Here is a 15,708-nt window from a genome sequence, read left to right on the forward strand (position 1 = left end):
ATGAAATCCCTGCCCGCGCTCCTTCTGGCGCTTGCCCTTCCTGTTGCCGCATCCGCCGAAGCCACCCCGCAAGGTGGCCCGCTCGACATCCGCATCCGCACCGCCGTCTATGATGAAAACCAGGTCTACCGGATCGAAACCGACTTGCGGCATTCGACGACGATCCATTTCGGGGCCGGGGAGCGGTTCGAGGCGGTGATTGTCGGCGACACCGAAAGCTTCCAGGTCGATCCGATCCCTGAGCTCGGCAATGTGCTCACGATCAAACCGCATGTGGCGCAGGCCTCGACCAACATGACGGTGATCACCAACCGACGCACCTATTCCTTCCATTTGCGCGAAGGTTCGATCCCGAACCGGACCGGCATGTTCTTCGAAGTCCGCTTCCGCTACCCCGACGAGGAACGCCGCGCGGCGGGTGCCACCCAGCCCAAGGGCTATGAGGCCCCGCGCAACTACAACTACCGGGTCTCGGGTGAAGGGGATTTTCGACCCAGCCATATCTACGACGACGGTCGTTATACCTACTTCGTCTTCCCGGAAAACGCCCGTCAGCCCGCCCTCTTCAAGGCCGATGACCAGGGCCGTGAGCGCACCGTGAACTGGACCCAGCAGGGCAACACGGTCCGGGTGCTCGGGGTGAACACCTACTGGACGCTGCGCATCGGCGACGAGGCGATCTGTGCCTGGCGCGACGAGAGCGCGATTTACGTGAGCAACTGACCATGGCCGATCAAACCCCTCCCGACCTGCAGGACCGCCTCGATCAGTTCAGCCAGCGCGGCAAATCCAAACGCCGCGGCAACAGCCTCGGGGTCGGCGCGCTCGCCGCTGCCCTTGCCCTCGGCGGGGCCGGGGTCGCGTATTTCCTGGCGACCAGTCTGCAAGAGGGGGACAGCGCTCTTGAGACCTCCGATGTCGAGACCTTCCAGGACCGCCGGCCCGGCACCGGCGGGCGGCTGGAGTTTCCTCCTGACGAGACAGAGCAGCGGGTNAATGACGCGCTGATCGCTGTCGAGGAGGCGCTGGACGTGCCCGCAGCCCCTTCCCCGGAACCAAGCGCCGAGGTGCTGGCCGAGATCGCCAAGCTTCGCGAGGCCCTCGCCGTCAGCCAGGCCGCCCGCAACTCGGAAATCCAATCCGCCGTCGCCGACCTGCGCGAAGCCTTCGACGAACAAAAGGCCGCGCTTGAAGCCACACTCGCCGCAAAGGAAACCGAGCTGGCCAACCTGCAGCGCCAGACCGAAACCCGTATCGAGGGGCTGCAGGCCATGCTCGACGCCGAACGTGCGCAGCGCGAGGGGCTCGAGGCCGAGCTCGACCGCGAAGGGCTGATCGCCGATCAGCGCCTGCTCGAAGAACGCCGCCGGCAGGAAGAGGAACAGCGCCAGCGCGAGGCCGAGCGGGTCGCCGAGGAGCTTCTGACCGCGCAGATCAAATCCCCCGCCGTGGTCTATGCCGACGGTCCACGTGGTGGCCAAAGTGGCGCGGCAGTCGCTGATCCGGCGGCCCCTGGCACCGGTGGTCCGGCCCTGTCGGGCAATGAGCCTTTCCTGCAGAGTGCGCGACCGCTCGAGGTGCAGGAGGCCGCCCGCCTCACCAATCCCGAACGCACGCTGACACAAGGATCTGTCATCCAGGCCGCGCTCCAGACCGCCATCAACAGCGATTTGCCGGGTTCTGTTGTCGCGGTCGTCTCCGAGCCGGTTCCGGCGTTTTCCGGGGACCGGATCCTGATCCCCCGGGGCTCCCGCCTTTTTGGCCAATATCGCTCCGGGATCGAAATGCANCAGAAGCGAATCTTGATACTCTGGACCCGCGTCCTGACCCCGGACGGCACCTCGATGGAAATCGCCGCCGTGGGCGGCGATCAGCTCGGTCGCTCGGGGCTCACAGGTCTGGTCGACACCAAGTTCGCCGAACGTTTCGGCGGGGCGGCGCTGATTTCCGTGATCGGGGCGGCGCCTGCCGTGGCGGCGGAGAGTGCCAACAACGAAACGACCAGCATCGTTCTGGGCGATGTCGGCAGCGATCTTCAGGATGCCGTCGGATCGGTCATTGCCGACCAGGTCTCGATCGCACCCACGATCTATGTCGATCAGGGGGCCTCGGTCACCGTGCTCGTCGACCGGGATGTGGTGATTTATTGACTGAGGCAGCATCACCAACCTCTTATCTCGAGCGTTATCTCGACCCGTTCCGCGACCTGCTGAGACGCGATGACGTGGTCGAGATCGCGATCAATCCGGACGGCAAGGTGTGGATCGAGGTCGCGGGCGACGCTACCATGCGCCACGAAGGCCAAACCGTGGATCGCACCACCGCCCTCAACATGGCCCACACCATCGTCGGCGACGCCAAGGCCCGCGTCTCTGAAAAGAACCCGCTCGTCTCCGGCAAGGTGGAATATGCAGGTCGTCCGCTTCGGGTCCAGGTCGCCGTGCCGCCCGCCATCGATAGCGGTGCCTCGATCACGATCCGCCTCTTCGCCTCCGGTAGCGTCCGGGATTACGCCCCCGCCTATCTCTTCGGCAAAGCCGTCTCGCTCGATGCGCTCCGCGCCGAGAAGATGAAAAACATCGCCTCCCTCGCCGAAGAGAACCTTGAGGCCGCGCTGCAAACCCTGGTCGAGGCACGGCTTAACGTCCTGATCAGCGGCGGCACCTCGACTGGCAAGACCACCTTCGCCCGGCACCTTCTGACCCATGTGAGCGAGCACGAGCGGCTGATCACCATCGAAGACGCTTTTGAGCTTTTCCCCGGCCAGCCGAACACCGTCGCCCTCCTGGCCGACCGCGGTCCCGGCTCACAACGCAGCGCCAACGCCCTCCTGCAGGCCTCCCTCCGCATGCGCCCTGACCGGATTATCGTCGGCGAGCTGCGCGGGGCCGAGGCCCTGACCTATCTCGAGGCCATTAACACAGGCCATGGCGGATCAGTCTCCACCATCCACGCCGAAACCGCAGAATTCGCCATCGACCGGCTGGCGATCATGGTGCTGCAGGCCGGCACGCCGCTGACCTTCGCCGAGGTGGGGGAGTACATCCGAAAGTCCATCGATGTGATCGTGCAGCTCGGGCGGGTCGATGGAAAGCGTGGGATCACCGAGTTCTATCTGCCGGGCGGAGACAAACGCCGCCCCGATCACTCTTTGCCAAGTTAGGCCCATCGCACTACAAATTGCAGATTGATCACAGAGGAACACTTGATATTGTGACAACACTTTTAGGTAGAGAAATCTGATAATTGGTCTCCATGATCGAGTTCGAATGCGCAATTAAGGAACTTCCCCACGATACCACCCTCTCCGCCGCGGGCTTTGAGGACGGCCCAAAGATCGATCCTTTGAGGCTGATCTTCACCTATGACTCCGATGAGTGGGAAACATTCGTCGATGAGTGGGTTCATTCACTGAAGGAGATTTATGCCGACGTGGTTCGCCCGACTGGTTCCGGCGACAAAGGGATCGACGTGGCGGGTTTCATGGATGCCGACTGCTTCTTGGGTGACTGGGACAACTATCAGTGCAAGCACTATGCACGTCCACTTGGCTTCACCGACATCGCGCCAGAGATCGGGAAGATTCTCTGGTACTCGTTCTGCGGCGACTACATAGCACCAAAGGCCTGCTTCTTCATCGCCCCAAAAGGCACAACACCAACTCTCGATCTGCTTTTGGGAAATGCATCCAAGCTAAAGGAAAAAGTCATCGAAGGGTGGGAAAAATCTATTTCCAAAAGGGTGACTGACAAGCAGATTATCGAACTTGTCGGCGATTTCTCGAAATACGTGAACAACTTCGATTTCCGTATCTTCAAGGCTCCTGCAGCACGAAAGGTGATCGAGCAGCATGGCAAGACTCGATATCACCAGAGGCGGTTTGGTGGCGGACTTCCGCCTCGGCCGAAGTCGGAAATGCCCCCCGAGGAAGTCGAAGCCCACGAAAGGAACTATGTAGACCGGTTGCTCGAGGCCTATGCGGACCATGCCGGCGAAGCTCAGTTATCCTTGTTCGAGATCACAAAGTGGAAGCCTCTCAACGACCATCTCAAACGCTCACGTGAAGCTTTTTTTCATGCTGAATCCCTACGTGTGTTCGTTCGCGACAAAACCGAACCCGGCACATTCGAGTCGCTGCAGGATGAGATCCACGATGGCGTCGTTGACACGCATGACAAGTCGCACCCGGACGGCTACGCAAGAGTTGTCGCTGTGTCGTACAGGCTCATCTGCAACCGCGACAGCGGCACGGGCCGGTGCCATGGGCGGCAGCGCCTTTGCGGTAATCCTCAAGATCGGTCGAGCCAGACGAAAAAGGTGCAGGCCAGACGGACCTGCACCAGTCGATCTGCATGCGCAGACAGTTGAGCCTTGCGGGAGGGGCGGCAAGGCACGACAAGCGGCCGGAGGGAGCCAGGCCGCCCGTTTTCCTCAGGAAAACACCACTTGGATATCGGTGTATTCCGCCAGGCCTTCCTCGCCGAATTCGACTCCGACGCCGGATTGCTTGACCCCGCCAAAGGGCGCGTTGGGCTGGATTGCGCCGTGCTTGTTGATCCAGACGGAGCCGCATTCCATCCGGCCCGCCAGCGCGCGGCCCCTTTCGATATCGGAGGTCCAGATCGACCCGCCAAGCCCGTTCTCCGACGCATTGGCAGCAGCGATGGCCTCGTCCACGTCCGAATAGCGGATGATCGGCAGCGCCGGGCCGAACTGCTCCTCGTAGACCAGCGGGTCGGAGGCGTCGAGATCGGCGACGATCGTCGGCGGAAAGAACAGGCCTTCGCCGGCGTTGCCGCCGATCAGCACACGGCCCCGGCCCTTGGCGGCGTCCACCAGGCGCGCGACCTTGTCGAACTGCATCTGGTTCTGGATCGGGCCGAGGATGCTGCTTTCGTCCTGCCCGTCGCCAACGGGGATCTGACGCGCAAAGGCCACGAGGTTCTCGCAGACCGCGCCGTAGATCTCATCGTGCACATAGAGGCGCTTCATCGCCGCGCAGGTTTGGCCGTTGTTGATGAAGGCGCCCCAGAAAAGCCCCTCGGCAATGGCCGCCGGATCGGCGTCGGGCAGGACGATGCCCGCATCATTGCCGCCCAGCTCCAGCGTCAGGCGTTTCATGGTCTCGGCGGCGGTCTGCATGACGCGGCGGCCGGTGGCGCAGGAACCGGTGAAGACGATCTTGCGGATGCCCTCATGCGCCGACATGGCTGCGCCGAGGTTCACGTCCCGGTCGTCGCCCGTCACCACCTGCACCACGTTCGCGGGCAGCACGGATTGCATGATCTCCACCAGGCGGATCGTGGCCAGCGGCGTGTTCGGCGAGGGTTTCACCACCACCGTATTGCCGGTGCGCAGCGCGGGGAGGATGTGCCAGACGGCGATCATGACGGGGAAGTTCCACGGCGTGATCGAGCCCACGACCCCCACCGGCTTGCGGTGCAGCTCCACCCTTCCCTCGTTGCTGTCCTGAAGCACCTTTGCCTCCATCTTGAGCGATGCGGTATAGCCGGCCCAGGCCTGCGCGCCGCCGATTTCCCACCGCGACCCGAGGCCATTCAAGGGCTTGCCCTGCTCGCGCGTGACCAGCTGCGCCAGCTCTTCGGCGTGTTCTCCGATGGCGGCGGCCACTTTTTCGCAATAGGCCTGAAGCTCGGCATCCGGGGTCTGCGACCAACTTTCAAAGGCGGTCTGGGCGCGGGCCACGGCTGCGTCGAGATCGGCGAGGCTGTTCAGTGGTGCATGGCCGACAACCTCTCCGGTCGAGGGGTTGAGCACGGCGAAACCGGCGGTATCGGTGGGGGTCTGGGTGTTCATGGGAATCTGTCCTTCGAGGCTGTTCGCGGTCGCAGCAGGCTCGCCGCCGCGAAATATCCGGGCGATTTTCTGAATGATCATGTCTGGGTGAGGCTCCGGTCAGGCGGGGGCCAGTGCCTTGGTCGTGACGGCGAAGTGATACATCGTCGCACCCTTGGGCGAGTAGTTCGGCACGTCCTTGGCGACCTCTGTGCCTTCTTCGCTCATCAGGGCCTTTTGCATGGCCTCGGCACTGTCGAAATAGCCGCGAAAGACACAGAAGGGCGCACCGGTGTCGGGGCCGAGCGGCTGCGGCCAGGCCAAGTCCCAGGACCGCAGTCCGGGCAGGCGTTCGGCGAGAGGCAAGTGACGGGTCTCGTAGTGGTCACGAAACTGCGCCGGATCGTCGGGGGTCGGGTAGTGCACGCACAGGCAGTACATGTCGGGCTCCTTTCGAAGAAATGGGGGCACTCGGCCCCCGTTGTTGGATCATGCAGCCTTCATGGCTGCGGCATTTGCGTGACCGGCGCGGCGTGCCTTGGCCTCGAGGATCGCCTGCCGACCGATGGCGATCAGCGCGATCATGTTCAGCACGCCAAAGACGTAGGCCGGGAACAACGCGAGAAAGCTGAAGATGTCCGCCCCGCCGAGCGTGGGCGTCTCGGCAAAGGCGAGACCGCGGTTCGGCGAGAAGTTCGAGAAGAAGTAGAAGCCGACGTTCGACCAGCCGTCGAGCATGACGATCCAGCCCCAGATCTGACCCCACTTCTGCGAAAAGCTCAGGTGCGGCATGACGAAGGCCACGGCGATGACCATCAGGCCGTTCATCACCGGCCCGGTGTGCGCGGCGGTCCAGCCACGTTCCGATCCCGGCAACTGGAATTCGAGGAAGACGCCCGGCAGCAGCTCGAAGCCGCCCAGAACGTACATCCAGAGCCCCAGTCCGCCGACCAGCGCGGCAAAGATCATCAGCACGCCGTTTCCGGCCATGATGTCCCGCAGGCGCGGCTTCCAGCTGTCGAGTGTGGTATCCATGTGTGTCCCTCCCTTGGATATGATGCGGCCCTCTCCTCGGGGCCGCGAGAATTCAGCTCGCCAGGCGCGCCTGCATGTCGATCAGGCCGCGAAAGGCCCCGGCGTGATAGACGAGCGGCGCGATGCCGTTGATGGATGCGCCCTTGACGTGGCCAAAGATCACCGCGTGGGTGCCCGTGGTGACGATCTCCGACACCTCGCATTCGAGCGATGTGGCCCCTGCGAGAACCGGCAGCCCCAAGGCCTCGCCCGCGGACCACTGGCCCGTGGCAAACCGGTCGTCGCCGGTGACGCCGCCGCGCCCGGCAAAGGTCTCGGCCACGCCCTGATGGCTGTCGTTCAGGATGTTGACCGCGAAGCGACCCGCATCCCGGATCATGGCGTAGGTGCCGGTGTTCATGTTGGTGCAGGCGAGGATGGTCGCCGGTTCGGCACAGACCGAGGTGACGGCGGTGGCGGTGATGCCGCGGCGGTCGCCGTCCTGCTCCGTTGTGACGATGTTGACGCCTGCGGCCAGTTCGGCGAGGGCGGCGCGGAAGATATCTACGGTGACCATGGGCTCTCCTTTGTGATGGACCGCGCCGGGAAGGCCCGGCGGAGCGATGTTCAGAACGAGATGGCGATGCCTGCGGTGAGGATCGTCGGGTTCAGCGTGATGTCTGCCGTGGCCGGTGCGCCACCGACGGTGCCGCGCGCCTTGGTCTCCAGCGCGATGTACTTCGCGTCGAGGAACCACGCGGCACGGGTGTCTGGGATCGCCCCCGACAGGCCCACTTGCAGAACCGGGGCCCAGGCATTGTCGACCTCGAAGTCGCTCACGGTGCCGTCTTCCGTGTCGAAGACGATGGTGTAGTTCACCCCGCCACCGACATAGGCCTCGAGGCCGTTGGCAAACGGCATGTGGTACAGGCCGGTCAGGGTCGCGGGTCCGTAGGTGACCTCGCCCAGCGGAACGCCCGCCAACGGGCCGGTGCCGGTGAGGGCGGCGGTCGGCGGAAGACCCACCGTGCCCTCGACCGAGAAACGCTCGTTGAAACGGTAGCCCAGCGAAACGGTCAGCGTGGTGTCGTTGTCGGTCTCGAAGCTCGCACCGGGGACGGTCGTCCCACCGAGGCCGATCTGCGCGCTTTCATCAAATCCGATGTGCGCCAGCCCAAGGCGCAGCGACCAGGGGCCGGTGGCCTCCTGCGCCAGCGCCGGCGCACAGGTGAGGGTTGCGGTCAGCAGGGCTGCCGCGGGGATCAGGGTCTTCATGCTGTTCACTTTCGTCAGGGGCCGGGGATCGCGGTGGGCGCGATCCCCGCCTGGCTCACCTTGGGCTCACTCTGCCGCCATCGGCATCTGCGAGCGGGCCACGGTCGCGCGCACGCGCTCCGGGCTGGAGAAGACGTCCCACTGCTTTTCAGGGTGGTTGAAATCCTCGGTGAACTGATCGGTGAGCTGACGGCTCTGGGCGAGGCCACCGATGAATTCCAGCAGCGTCGGGTCCAGCTTGGCCAGGTTTTCCAGCATGTAGTTGGTCCAACGGGTGCCGGACATCACGCGGTCATGCCGACGTGCATCGAACTTTTCCACAAAGCGCTGGTCGAAAACGTCGTTGGCCACGATCTCTTCGCCGAGGATCACGGCGGCGTAGGACGCCATGTTCGCCCCCTGACCCAGCACGGGATCGACCACCGCATGTACGTCGCCAAGCGCGACGGCCAGGTTGCCGTTGTCGAGCGTGGTGTAGGTCTTGCGCACGGTCGGGGTCACGCCACCCTGAAGGATGTCGAGCGGCGAGTTCGCCAGATCGAATTCGTCCCGGTCGATGCGCGCATAAAGTGTCGGGTAGTGCTTTTCGAGCTTCTCGAGCAGTAGGTCGAGGAAGGCGCGCGGGTCGTCCTCGTACTTGGTCTTGGCGAGGATCTCGAGGTCGCCGCCGATGTGGTTCTCGAGCACCAGCGCGTTGCACCAACCGTTGAAGGACCAGGTCGGGATCTCGATCAGCTCGCCTGCGCCCGGCGAAAAATACATGGTCACGGCGCGGGTCTCGGGCTCGGTGATGCCCTTGAACAGGCCCACGCACAGCATCCGCTGCGGGCGCTCGAAGGGCGAGAACCGGTCGTCACGGCCGAACATCTGGCCGATCGGGCCCTTGCCGGTGCAGACCACGGTGAGGTCATGCTCTTCCGAGATGCCTTCGATCATTTCACGCTCGACAGCGCCGTAGACCACGTCGCCACCCCGGTCGATATAGTCCTGCAACAGGGACGGCTGGTACAGGCGGTAGTCGACGGCGCGGCTCGGGCGTTCGAGGTCGCCGAACATCTCGATCGGTTCGGGCGTGCCAATGTAGTAATAGTGACCGAAGTAGCCGTATTCGCCGGACGGCCACTGCGTGATCCCGAGCGCCTCTTCGCGCTCGCAGGTCACGTGGTGATGCGCCACGGTGTTCATCAGTCGGGCGTCGGCGTATTGCTCCGGCGTGCGGTCAGTATACAGCGTCGGCTTGATGCCGTTTTGCAGCAGGTGCAGGCCGAGGTGCAGGCCTGCGGTGCCTGCGCCGACGATTGCGATTCTCTTGGACATTCGTTCCTCCCGTGTCTCTTTGGCGATCAGGAATAAGTCGACAGGTCGGTCAGCGAAAGATAAATTATCGCATATGACTTATCACGAATGGAATAAATATCCATGAGCGACCGCCTTCAGGCCTATGAAATCTTCGCCGAGTTAATGGATCGCAAAAGCTTTTCCGAAACCTCGCGCACATTGAACGTGCCGCAGGCGACGGTGTCGAAACAGATCGCTTCGCTAGAGGAAACGCTGGGCGTGCAGCTGTTCGTGCGCTCCACGCGGCGCATCAGCCCCACCGCCGAGGCCGAGGAACTGATTCCCCACGTCCGCCACATGCTGGACGCCCGCGCCGAGGTGCTGCGCGTGGCCCATGGTGAGCTGCCGAAGCTTTCGGGCAAGATGCGCGTGGCCGCGCCACATTCCTACGGCCGGCGCATCCTGCTGCCGCAACTGGTCGAGTTCATGGATCTCTACCCCGACATCAGCATCGAAGTCGCGCTTCATCGCAGCCCGCCGGACCTGCTGGACAACAAGATCGACCTTGCGCTCAGCGGTGCGGCGGTGCTCGAAGGCCCGTATCGTCAGCGCCTGCTCAGCACGCACCGCTGGGTGGTGGCGGGATCGCCCGAGTACCTCGAGCGCAAGGGTCGCCCCGCCCTGCCACTCGATCTCGAAGACCATTGGTTGATCGTGCCGGAGGTCTTTCCCTCCGACCGGCTGACCTTTGATTCGGAGGACGGACGTCAATCGATCGCGATTCGGGCCCGCCTCACCGGCAACGATGTGGACTTCTCCGAAGGCGCAGCCTGGCAGAATGCCGGTCTCGCGGTGTTGCCGGACTGGATGCTGGGTCATGCCACTTCGCTTGAACAGGTGTTGACGGACTACGCATTGGAACCCATTCCCGTACGCCTTGTATTCCCCGAGGCCAAGATCATCCCGCGCCGTGTCCGCGCGCTGATCGAATTTCTGGTGGAGCGGTCGGGGCGCATGTGATCCGTCACAGCATCTGAATAAATGTATTTACAACATCGGAATCTCCGACTAGTAATTAATCGACCGACCGGACGGTTAATTGTTCGGGCGCTACAAAGACGACCCGGGGGAGGAGACCCGCATGACCGACGCTTTCATCTGTGACAGCATCCGCACACCCATCGGGCGCTATGGCGGGGCCTTGTCCCCTGTCCGTGCCGACGATCTGGCCGCAATCCCCCTGGCCGCGCTGAAGGCCCGCAATGCAGGCGTCGACTGGGACAGCGTCGATGACGTGATCTACGGCTGCGCCAACCAGGCGGGAGAGGACAACCGCAACGTGGCCCGCATGGCGACCTTGCTGGCGGGCCTGCCCGAAGCCATTCCGGGCACCACGGTCAACCGTCTTTGCGGCTCCGGCATGGATGCCATCGGCCTTGCCGCGCGCACCATCCGTGCGGGCGACGGCGACCTGATGATCGCGGGCGGCGTGGAATCCATGTCGCGTGCGCCCTTCGTTATGGCCAAGGCGACCGCCGCCTTCTCGCGCAATGCGGAGATCTACGACACCACGATCGGCTGGCGGTTCAAGAACCCCCGGCTGGACGAGCAGTTCGGCACCCATTCCATGCCGGAAACCGCCGACAACGTCGCGGCGGACTACGGCATCAGCCGGGCCGATCAGGACGCCTTTGCGCTTGAAAGCCAGCGCCGCTGGGCCGCCGCCCATGCGGCCGGGATCTTTGCCGACGAGATCACGCCGGTCACCATCCCGCAGCGCAAGGGCGATGCGCTGATCGTCGACACCGACGAACACCCCCGTCCCCAGACCACGCCGGAACAGCTGGCAAAGCTGCGCGGCGTCAACGGCCCCGATCTGTCGGTCACGGCGGGCAATGCCTCTGGCGTGAACGATGGCGCGGCGGGGGTGATCCTCGCGTCCGAAGCCTCCGCCGCGCAGAACGGCCTGACCCCGCAGGCCCGCGTCGTGGCCATGGCGGCGGCAGGCGTCGCGCCCCGCGTCATGGGCATCGGCCCGGTTCCGGCGACCCGCCGCGTGCTGGCCCGCGCCGGGCTCACGCTCGACCAGATGGATGTGATAGAGTTGAACGAGGCCTTCGCCGCACAGGGCCTTGCGGTGCTGCGCGACCTGGGCCTGCCGGACGATGCGGCGCATGTGAATGCCAACGGCGGTGCGATTGCCATGGGCCATCCGCTGGGCATGTCGGGCGCGCGGCTCGTGCTGCACGCGACGCGCCAGCTGCACCGCACCGGCGGCCGCTACGCGCTCTGCACCATGTGCGTGGGCGTGGGCCAAGGGATTGCCATGATCCTGGAACGTGTTTGAACCCCATAGTGAGGACGGACGATGTACGCACAGATGATCCAGTCGGAAACGTCGGAGGAGACGCCGGAAGAGCTTGCCGCCTTTCAGGCGCGCATCGACCGCGGCGAGCGGATCGAACCCAAGGAATGGATGCCGGAGGGCTACCGCAAGACGCTGATCCGCCAGATCGGCCAACACGCCCATTCCGAGATCGTGGGCCAGCTGCCGGAGGGCAACTGGATCACCCGCGCGCCGACGCTGGAACGCAAGCAGATCCTGCTGGCCAAGGTGCAGGACGAGGCGGGCCACGGCCTGTATCTCTATAGTGCCTGCGAGACGCTGGGGATCTCCCGCGACGAGCTGTTCGAGCGGCTGCATTCGGGGGCGATGAAATACTCGTCGATCTTCAATTACCCGACGCTGACATGGGCCGATATGGGCGCGGTGGGCTGGCTGGTCGATGGTGCCGCGATCATGAATCAGGTGCCGCTACAGCGCACCTCTTATGGTCCCTACGCCCGCGCCATGGTGCGGATCTGCAAGGAGGAGAGCTTTCACCAGCGGCAGGGCTACACCATCATGATGAAGATGGCGCAGGGCACCGCGGCGCAAAAGGCCATGGCGCAGGATGCGCTCAACCGCTTCTGGTATCCCTCGCTGATGATGTTCGGCCCGTCGGATGCGGAGTCGGTACATTCGAGCCAGAACATGGCGTGGCGGATCAAGATCAACACCAACGACGAGCTGCGCCAGCGCTTCGTCAACGAGACCGTGCCGCAGGCGCATTACCTCGGCCTCACCGTCCCCGACGAGACACTGGCATGGAACGAGGACAAGCAGGGTTGGGATTTCGCCGAGCCGGACTGGACCGAGTTCTTCGAGGTGCTGCGCGGCAATGGGCCGTGCAACGAGGAACGCCTCGGCGCCCGTCGCAAGGCATGGTCCGACGGCGAATGGTTCCGCGACGGGCTGTCGGCCTATGCCGAGAAGCAGGCCAGCCGCCGCATGGCCGCAGAATAAAGGGGAGAGAGAGCATGAACAAGGAATGGCCCCTCTGGGAGGTCTTCATCCGTGGCCAGCACGGGCTGAACCACCGTCACGTGGGTTCGCTGCACGCCTCGGATGCGGAGATGGCGATCAACCACGCGCGCGACGTCTACACCCGCCGCAAGGAGGGCGTGTCGATCTGGGTGGTGCCGTCGAGCGCGATCACCGCCTCGGCCCCGTCCGAGAAAGGCGCGCTGTTCGACCCGGCGGAGGACAAGGTCTACCGCCACCCGACCTTCTACGACATTCCGGACGAAGTGGGGCACATGTGATGTCCTCTCTGCCCGACGTTCAAACCCCGGAGGTGGCCCGGCTGGCCGCCCGGGCGGCCGCCCAACAGCCCGCCGAGGACCCGCATATGGCGGATGTGGCGCTGCGCCCGGCCATCTTCGACTGGCTCTGCCGCCTGGGGGACAATGCGCTGATCCTCGGCCACCGCACCTCCGAGTGGTGCGGCCATGGGCCTGCGCTGGAAGAAGACATCGCGCTGGCGAACACCGCGCTCGACCTGATCGGCCAATGCCAGATGTGGCTGGGCCTCGCTGCGGAGGTCGAGGGCGCGGGCCGCACGGCGGATGACCTCGCCTACCTGCGCGACGCGCTGCAGTTCCGCAACGCAAAGCTGTTGGAGTTGCCCAAGGGGGACATGGCGCAGACGATCATGCGGGAATTCCTGTTCGATGCCTATCACTTCGAGCTGCTCAGTGCGCTGAAGGACAGCGCCTCGCCGCGCGTGGCCGAGATCGCCGCCAAGGCGGTGAAGGAGGTGGCGTATCAGCTCGACCGCGCCTCGGATCTCGTGGTGCGGCTGGGCGACGGCACCGAGGAGAGCCACGCAAGGATGCAGGCCGCGCTCGATCACCTCTGGCCCTACGCGGGCGAGATGTTCGTGGCGGACGCGGTGGACGAGGCCATGGCGGAGGCCGGGATCGCGCCTGCGCTGACGGAGCTGCGGACCCGTTGGGAGGCGCTGGTGGCCGAGGTTCTCGACGAAGCCACGCTGACCGCGCCCGAACGCCGCTTCGACGTGCACACGGGGGGCAAGCAGGGGCGGCACACGGAACATTTGGGCTATATCCTGGCCGAGATGCAGTTCCTGCAGCGCGCCTATCCGGGGGCACAATGGTGAGCACGGACCAGGTCTGGGACTGGCTGTCGGAGGTGCCCGACCCGGAAATCCCCGTGGTCTCGGTCACCGAGCTGGGCATCATCCGCGAGGTCGCCTGGGAGGGCGACACGTTGAAGGTCGCGGTGACGCCGACCTACTCCGGCTGCCCGGCGACGGCGGTGATCGACCTGATGGTCGAGGAGAAGCTGCGCGAGAAGGGCGTCGAGAAGATCGCCCTCGAACGCCGCCTCTCGCCGCCTTGGACGACGGACTGGATCACGGAAGGCGCGCGCGACAAGCTGCGTGCCTACGGCATCGCACCGCCGGTGGACGGCACCGCCAGCGATGGCCGCATGGGTCGCGCGGCGCGTCTGTCGGGGTCGAACCTGACCATCGCCTGTCCACGCTGCGGATCGTCCACGACCGAGAAGGTCAGCCAATACGGCTCGACGCCCTGCAAGGCGGCCTATGTCTGCCGCGACTGCCTCGAGCCCTTCGACTACTTCAAGTGCCATTGAGGCAGGAGGTCGTGGAGTTCAGCTCGGACACTGCGGCCCGGGGGCACCCCGGGCCACGCCCGACCCTCCCGTCGCACCGAAGGTGCGCCACTGTACGGAGCACGCCTCCGGCGTGACGGGAGGGCGTTCGGGGGCCACACGCTCCGATCCATCGGCATGCGCGTGATGGCCGCCCGACCAACTCATCCGCTGCGCCTGCCCTCCCAGGGTCGGGCGTGGCCCTTCGCTCTGCTGATCCGATGTCAGCGTTGAACCGCTTCAGACAAGAGGAGGTCTGACATGCCCCGCTTCCATACGCTCGACGTGCTCGACGTGCGTCACGAGACCCGCGACGCCGTGGTCGTCACCCTGAAACCGCAAAGCGGCGACTTTGCCTTTACCCAAGGCCAGTACCTGACCTTCCGCCGCGACTTCGACGGCGAGGAGCTGCGCCGCAGCTATTCGATCTGCGCCGGTCTCGACGACGGCGCGCTGCGCGTCGGCATCAAGCGGGTGGACGGCGGCGCCTTCTCCACTTGGGCCAACGAGGACCTCAAACCCGGCGACACGCTGGAGGCGATGCCGCCGCAGGGCCGCTTCTTCACCGTGCTCGACCCGGCCACCGCCAAGAATTACGTAGCCTTCGCCGGAGGCTCCGGCATCACCCCGGTGCTGTCGATCATCAAGACGACGCTGGCGCGCGAACCCCACGCGACCTTCACCCTGGTCTATGCCAACCGCCAGGTCACCTCGATCATGTTTCGCGAGGAACTGGAGGATCTGAAGAACAGCTACCTCGGGCGGCTCTCGGTAGTGCATATCCTTGAATCCGAAGGCGACATCGACCTCTTCACCGGCCGCATCGACGCCGAGAAGATGCAGGCGCTCTTCCGTCTCTGGATCGACGCCGAGAGCATCGACACCGCCTTCATCTGCGGGCCGGAACCGATGATGCTCACCATCAAGGAGAGCCTGCTGGCCCACGGCCTCACAGAGGAACAGGTCAAGTTCGAGCTGTTTGCCTCGCAGCAGGGCCGCGCCAAGCAGCGTGCGCAATCGCGCCATGTCCAGAGCGACGGCGCGCAATGCGACGTGACCGTGACGCTCGATGGTGAGACGCGCGCCTTCCAGATGCCCAAGGACGGCACCCCGATCCTCGACGCGGCCATCGCGCAGAACATGGACGCGCCCTACAGCTGCAAGGCGGGCGTCTGTTCGACCTGCCGCGCCAAGGTGTCGGAAGGCGAGGTCGAGATGATGACCAACCATGCGCTCGAGGATTACGAGGTCCGCGCCGGATACGTGCTGTCCTGCCAATGCATTCCGCTCTCGGACAAAGTTGTCCTGAGCTACGACGCATAAGGGGG

The 15,708-nt window shown here is 64.6% G+C and carries 17 protein-coding genes; 11 read left to right on the plus strand and 6 right to left on the minus strand.

Annotated elements, in window-relative coordinates; translation table 11 throughout:
* The 4 genes from DAEP_RS0121960 (at position 1) to DAEP_RS23210 (ending at position 4,368) form a co-directional block, all read left to right on the plus strand.
* Complete coding sequence (locus DAEP_RS0121960) at positions 1-723, plus strand: TrbG/VirB9 family P-type conjugative transfer protein (RefSeq protein ID WP_027246213.1); 723 nt, start codon at positions 1-3, stop codon at positions 721-723.
* Between the two features lie 2 nt (positions 724-725).
* A complete protein-coding gene (locus DAEP_RS0121965; protein WP_027246214.1) occupies positions 726-2,150 on the plus strand; it encodes a TraB/TrbI/VirB10 family type IV secretion system protein in 1,425 nt (474 codons plus the stop codon).
* Positions 2,147-3,163: an ATPase, T2SS/T4P/T4SS family gene (locus tag DAEP_RS23205; protein ID WP_036761589.1), complete on the plus strand. Its 1,017-nt coding sequence runs from the start codon at positions 2,147-2,149 to the stop codon at positions 3,161-3,163. The genes DAEP_RS0121965 and DAEP_RS23205 overlap by 4 nt, the downstream gene beginning before the upstream one ends.
* Before the next feature lie 92 nt (positions 3,164-3,255).
* Complete coding sequence (locus DAEP_RS23210; protein WP_051337559.1) at positions 3,256-4,368, plus strand: ABC-three component system protein; 1,113 nt, start codon at positions 3,256-3,258, stop codon at positions 4,366-4,368.
* 63 nt (positions 4,369-4,431) lie between these two features.
* On the opposite strand, the gene DAEP_RS0121980 is transcribed toward DAEP_RS23210, so the two are convergent.
* From DAEP_RS0121980 to styA, 6 genes are all read right to left on the minus strand, one after another.
* Positions 4,432-5,817 (minus strand): aldehyde dehydrogenase family protein, encoded by a 1,386-nt coding sequence (locus DAEP_RS0121980; protein ID WP_027246215.1) that lies wholly within the window; start codon positions 5,815-5,817, stop codon positions 4,432-4,434.
* Between the two features lie 99 nt (positions 5,818-5,916).
* Entirely contained in the window at positions 5,917-6,237 is a 321-nt protein-coding gene (locus tag DAEP_RS0121985) for an EthD family reductase (RefSeq protein ID WP_027246216.1), read from the minus strand.
* 48 nt (positions 6,238-6,285) lie between these two features.
* Positions 6,286-6,831, minus strand: coding sequence for a styrene-oxide isomerase StyC (styC, locus tag DAEP_RS0121990; RefSeq protein ID WP_208855473.1), 546 nt, complete (start codon positions 6,829-6,831; stop codon positions 6,286-6,288).
* A 52-nt stretch (positions 6,832-6,883) separates the two neighbouring features.
* Positions 6,884-7,387, minus strand: coding sequence for a flavin reductase family protein (locus DAEP_RS23215; protein ID WP_051337561.1), 504 nt, complete (start codon positions 7,385-7,387; stop codon positions 6,884-6,886).
* A gap of 50 nt (positions 7,388-7,437) precedes the next feature.
* Positions 7,438-8,085 carry an OmpW/AlkL family protein gene (locus DAEP_RS0122000; RefSeq protein ID WP_051337563.1) on the minus strand — a complete coding sequence of 216 codons (648 nt, stop codon included), beginning with the start codon at positions 8,083-8,085 and terminating at the stop codon, positions 7,438-7,440.
* Between the two features lie 66 nt (positions 8,086-8,151).
* On the minus strand, positions 8,152-9,402 hold the full coding sequence (styA, locus tag DAEP_RS0122005; protein ID WP_027246219.1) for a styrene monooxygenase subunit StyA: 1,251 nt from the start codon (positions 9,400-9,402) through the stop codon (positions 8,152-8,154).
* Between the two features lie 102 nt (positions 9,403-9,504).
* Between styA and DAEP_RS23450 the strand changes: the two genes are divergently transcribed.
* The 7 genes from DAEP_RS23450 (at position 9,505) to paaE (ending at position 15,703) form a co-directional block, all read left to right on the plus strand.
* A complete protein-coding gene (locus DAEP_RS23450; RefSeq protein WP_051337565.1) occupies positions 9,505-10,383 on the plus strand; it encodes a LysR family transcriptional regulator in 879 nt (292 codons plus the stop codon).
* A gap of 121 nt (positions 10,384-10,504) precedes the next feature.
* A complete protein-coding gene (gene pcaF, locus DAEP_RS0122015) occupies positions 10,505-11,710 on the plus strand; it encodes a 3-oxoadipyl-CoA thiolase (RefSeq protein WP_027246220.1) in 1,206 nt (401 codons plus the stop codon).
* Between the two features lie 21 nt (positions 11,711-11,731).
* Entirely contained in the window at positions 11,732-12,709 is a 978-nt protein-coding gene (gene paaA, locus DAEP_RS0122020; RefSeq protein WP_027246221.1) for a 1,2-phenylacetyl-CoA epoxidase subunit PaaA, read from the plus strand.
* Positions 12,710-12,723: 14 nt separating this feature from the next.
* Positions 12,724-13,008, plus strand: coding sequence for a 1,2-phenylacetyl-CoA epoxidase subunit PaaB (gene paaB, locus DAEP_RS0122025; RefSeq protein ID WP_027246222.1), 285 nt, complete (start codon positions 12,724-12,726; stop codon positions 13,006-13,008).
* A complete protein-coding gene (gene paaC / locus DAEP_RS0122030) occupies positions 13,008-13,865 on the plus strand; it encodes a 1,2-phenylacetyl-CoA epoxidase subunit PaaC (RefSeq protein WP_027246223.1) in 858 nt (285 codons plus the stop codon). The genes paaB and paaC overlap by 1 nt, the downstream gene beginning before the upstream one ends.
* Positions 13,859-14,362 carry a 1,2-phenylacetyl-CoA epoxidase subunit PaaD gene (paaD, locus tag DAEP_RS0122035; RefSeq protein WP_027246224.1) on the plus strand — a complete coding sequence of 168 codons (504 nt, stop codon included), beginning with the start codon at positions 13,859-13,861 and terminating at the stop codon, positions 14,360-14,362. Before paaC ends, paaD begins: the two co-directional genes overlap by 7 nt.
* Before the next feature lie 279 nt (positions 14,363-14,641).
* Complete coding sequence (gene paaE / locus DAEP_RS0122040; RefSeq protein ID WP_027246225.1) at positions 14,642-15,703, plus strand: 1,2-phenylacetyl-CoA epoxidase subunit PaaE; 1,062 nt, start codon at positions 14,642-14,644, stop codon at positions 15,701-15,703.
* The last annotated feature ends 5 nt before the right edge of the window (positions 15,704-15,708 follow it).

It is taken from the genome of Leisingera daeponensis DSM 23529 (genome assembly GCF_000473145.1).
GTDB classification, from domain to species: domain Bacteria; phylum Pseudomonadota; class Alphaproteobacteria; order Rhodobacterales; family Rhodobacteraceae; genus Leisingera; species Leisingera daeponensis.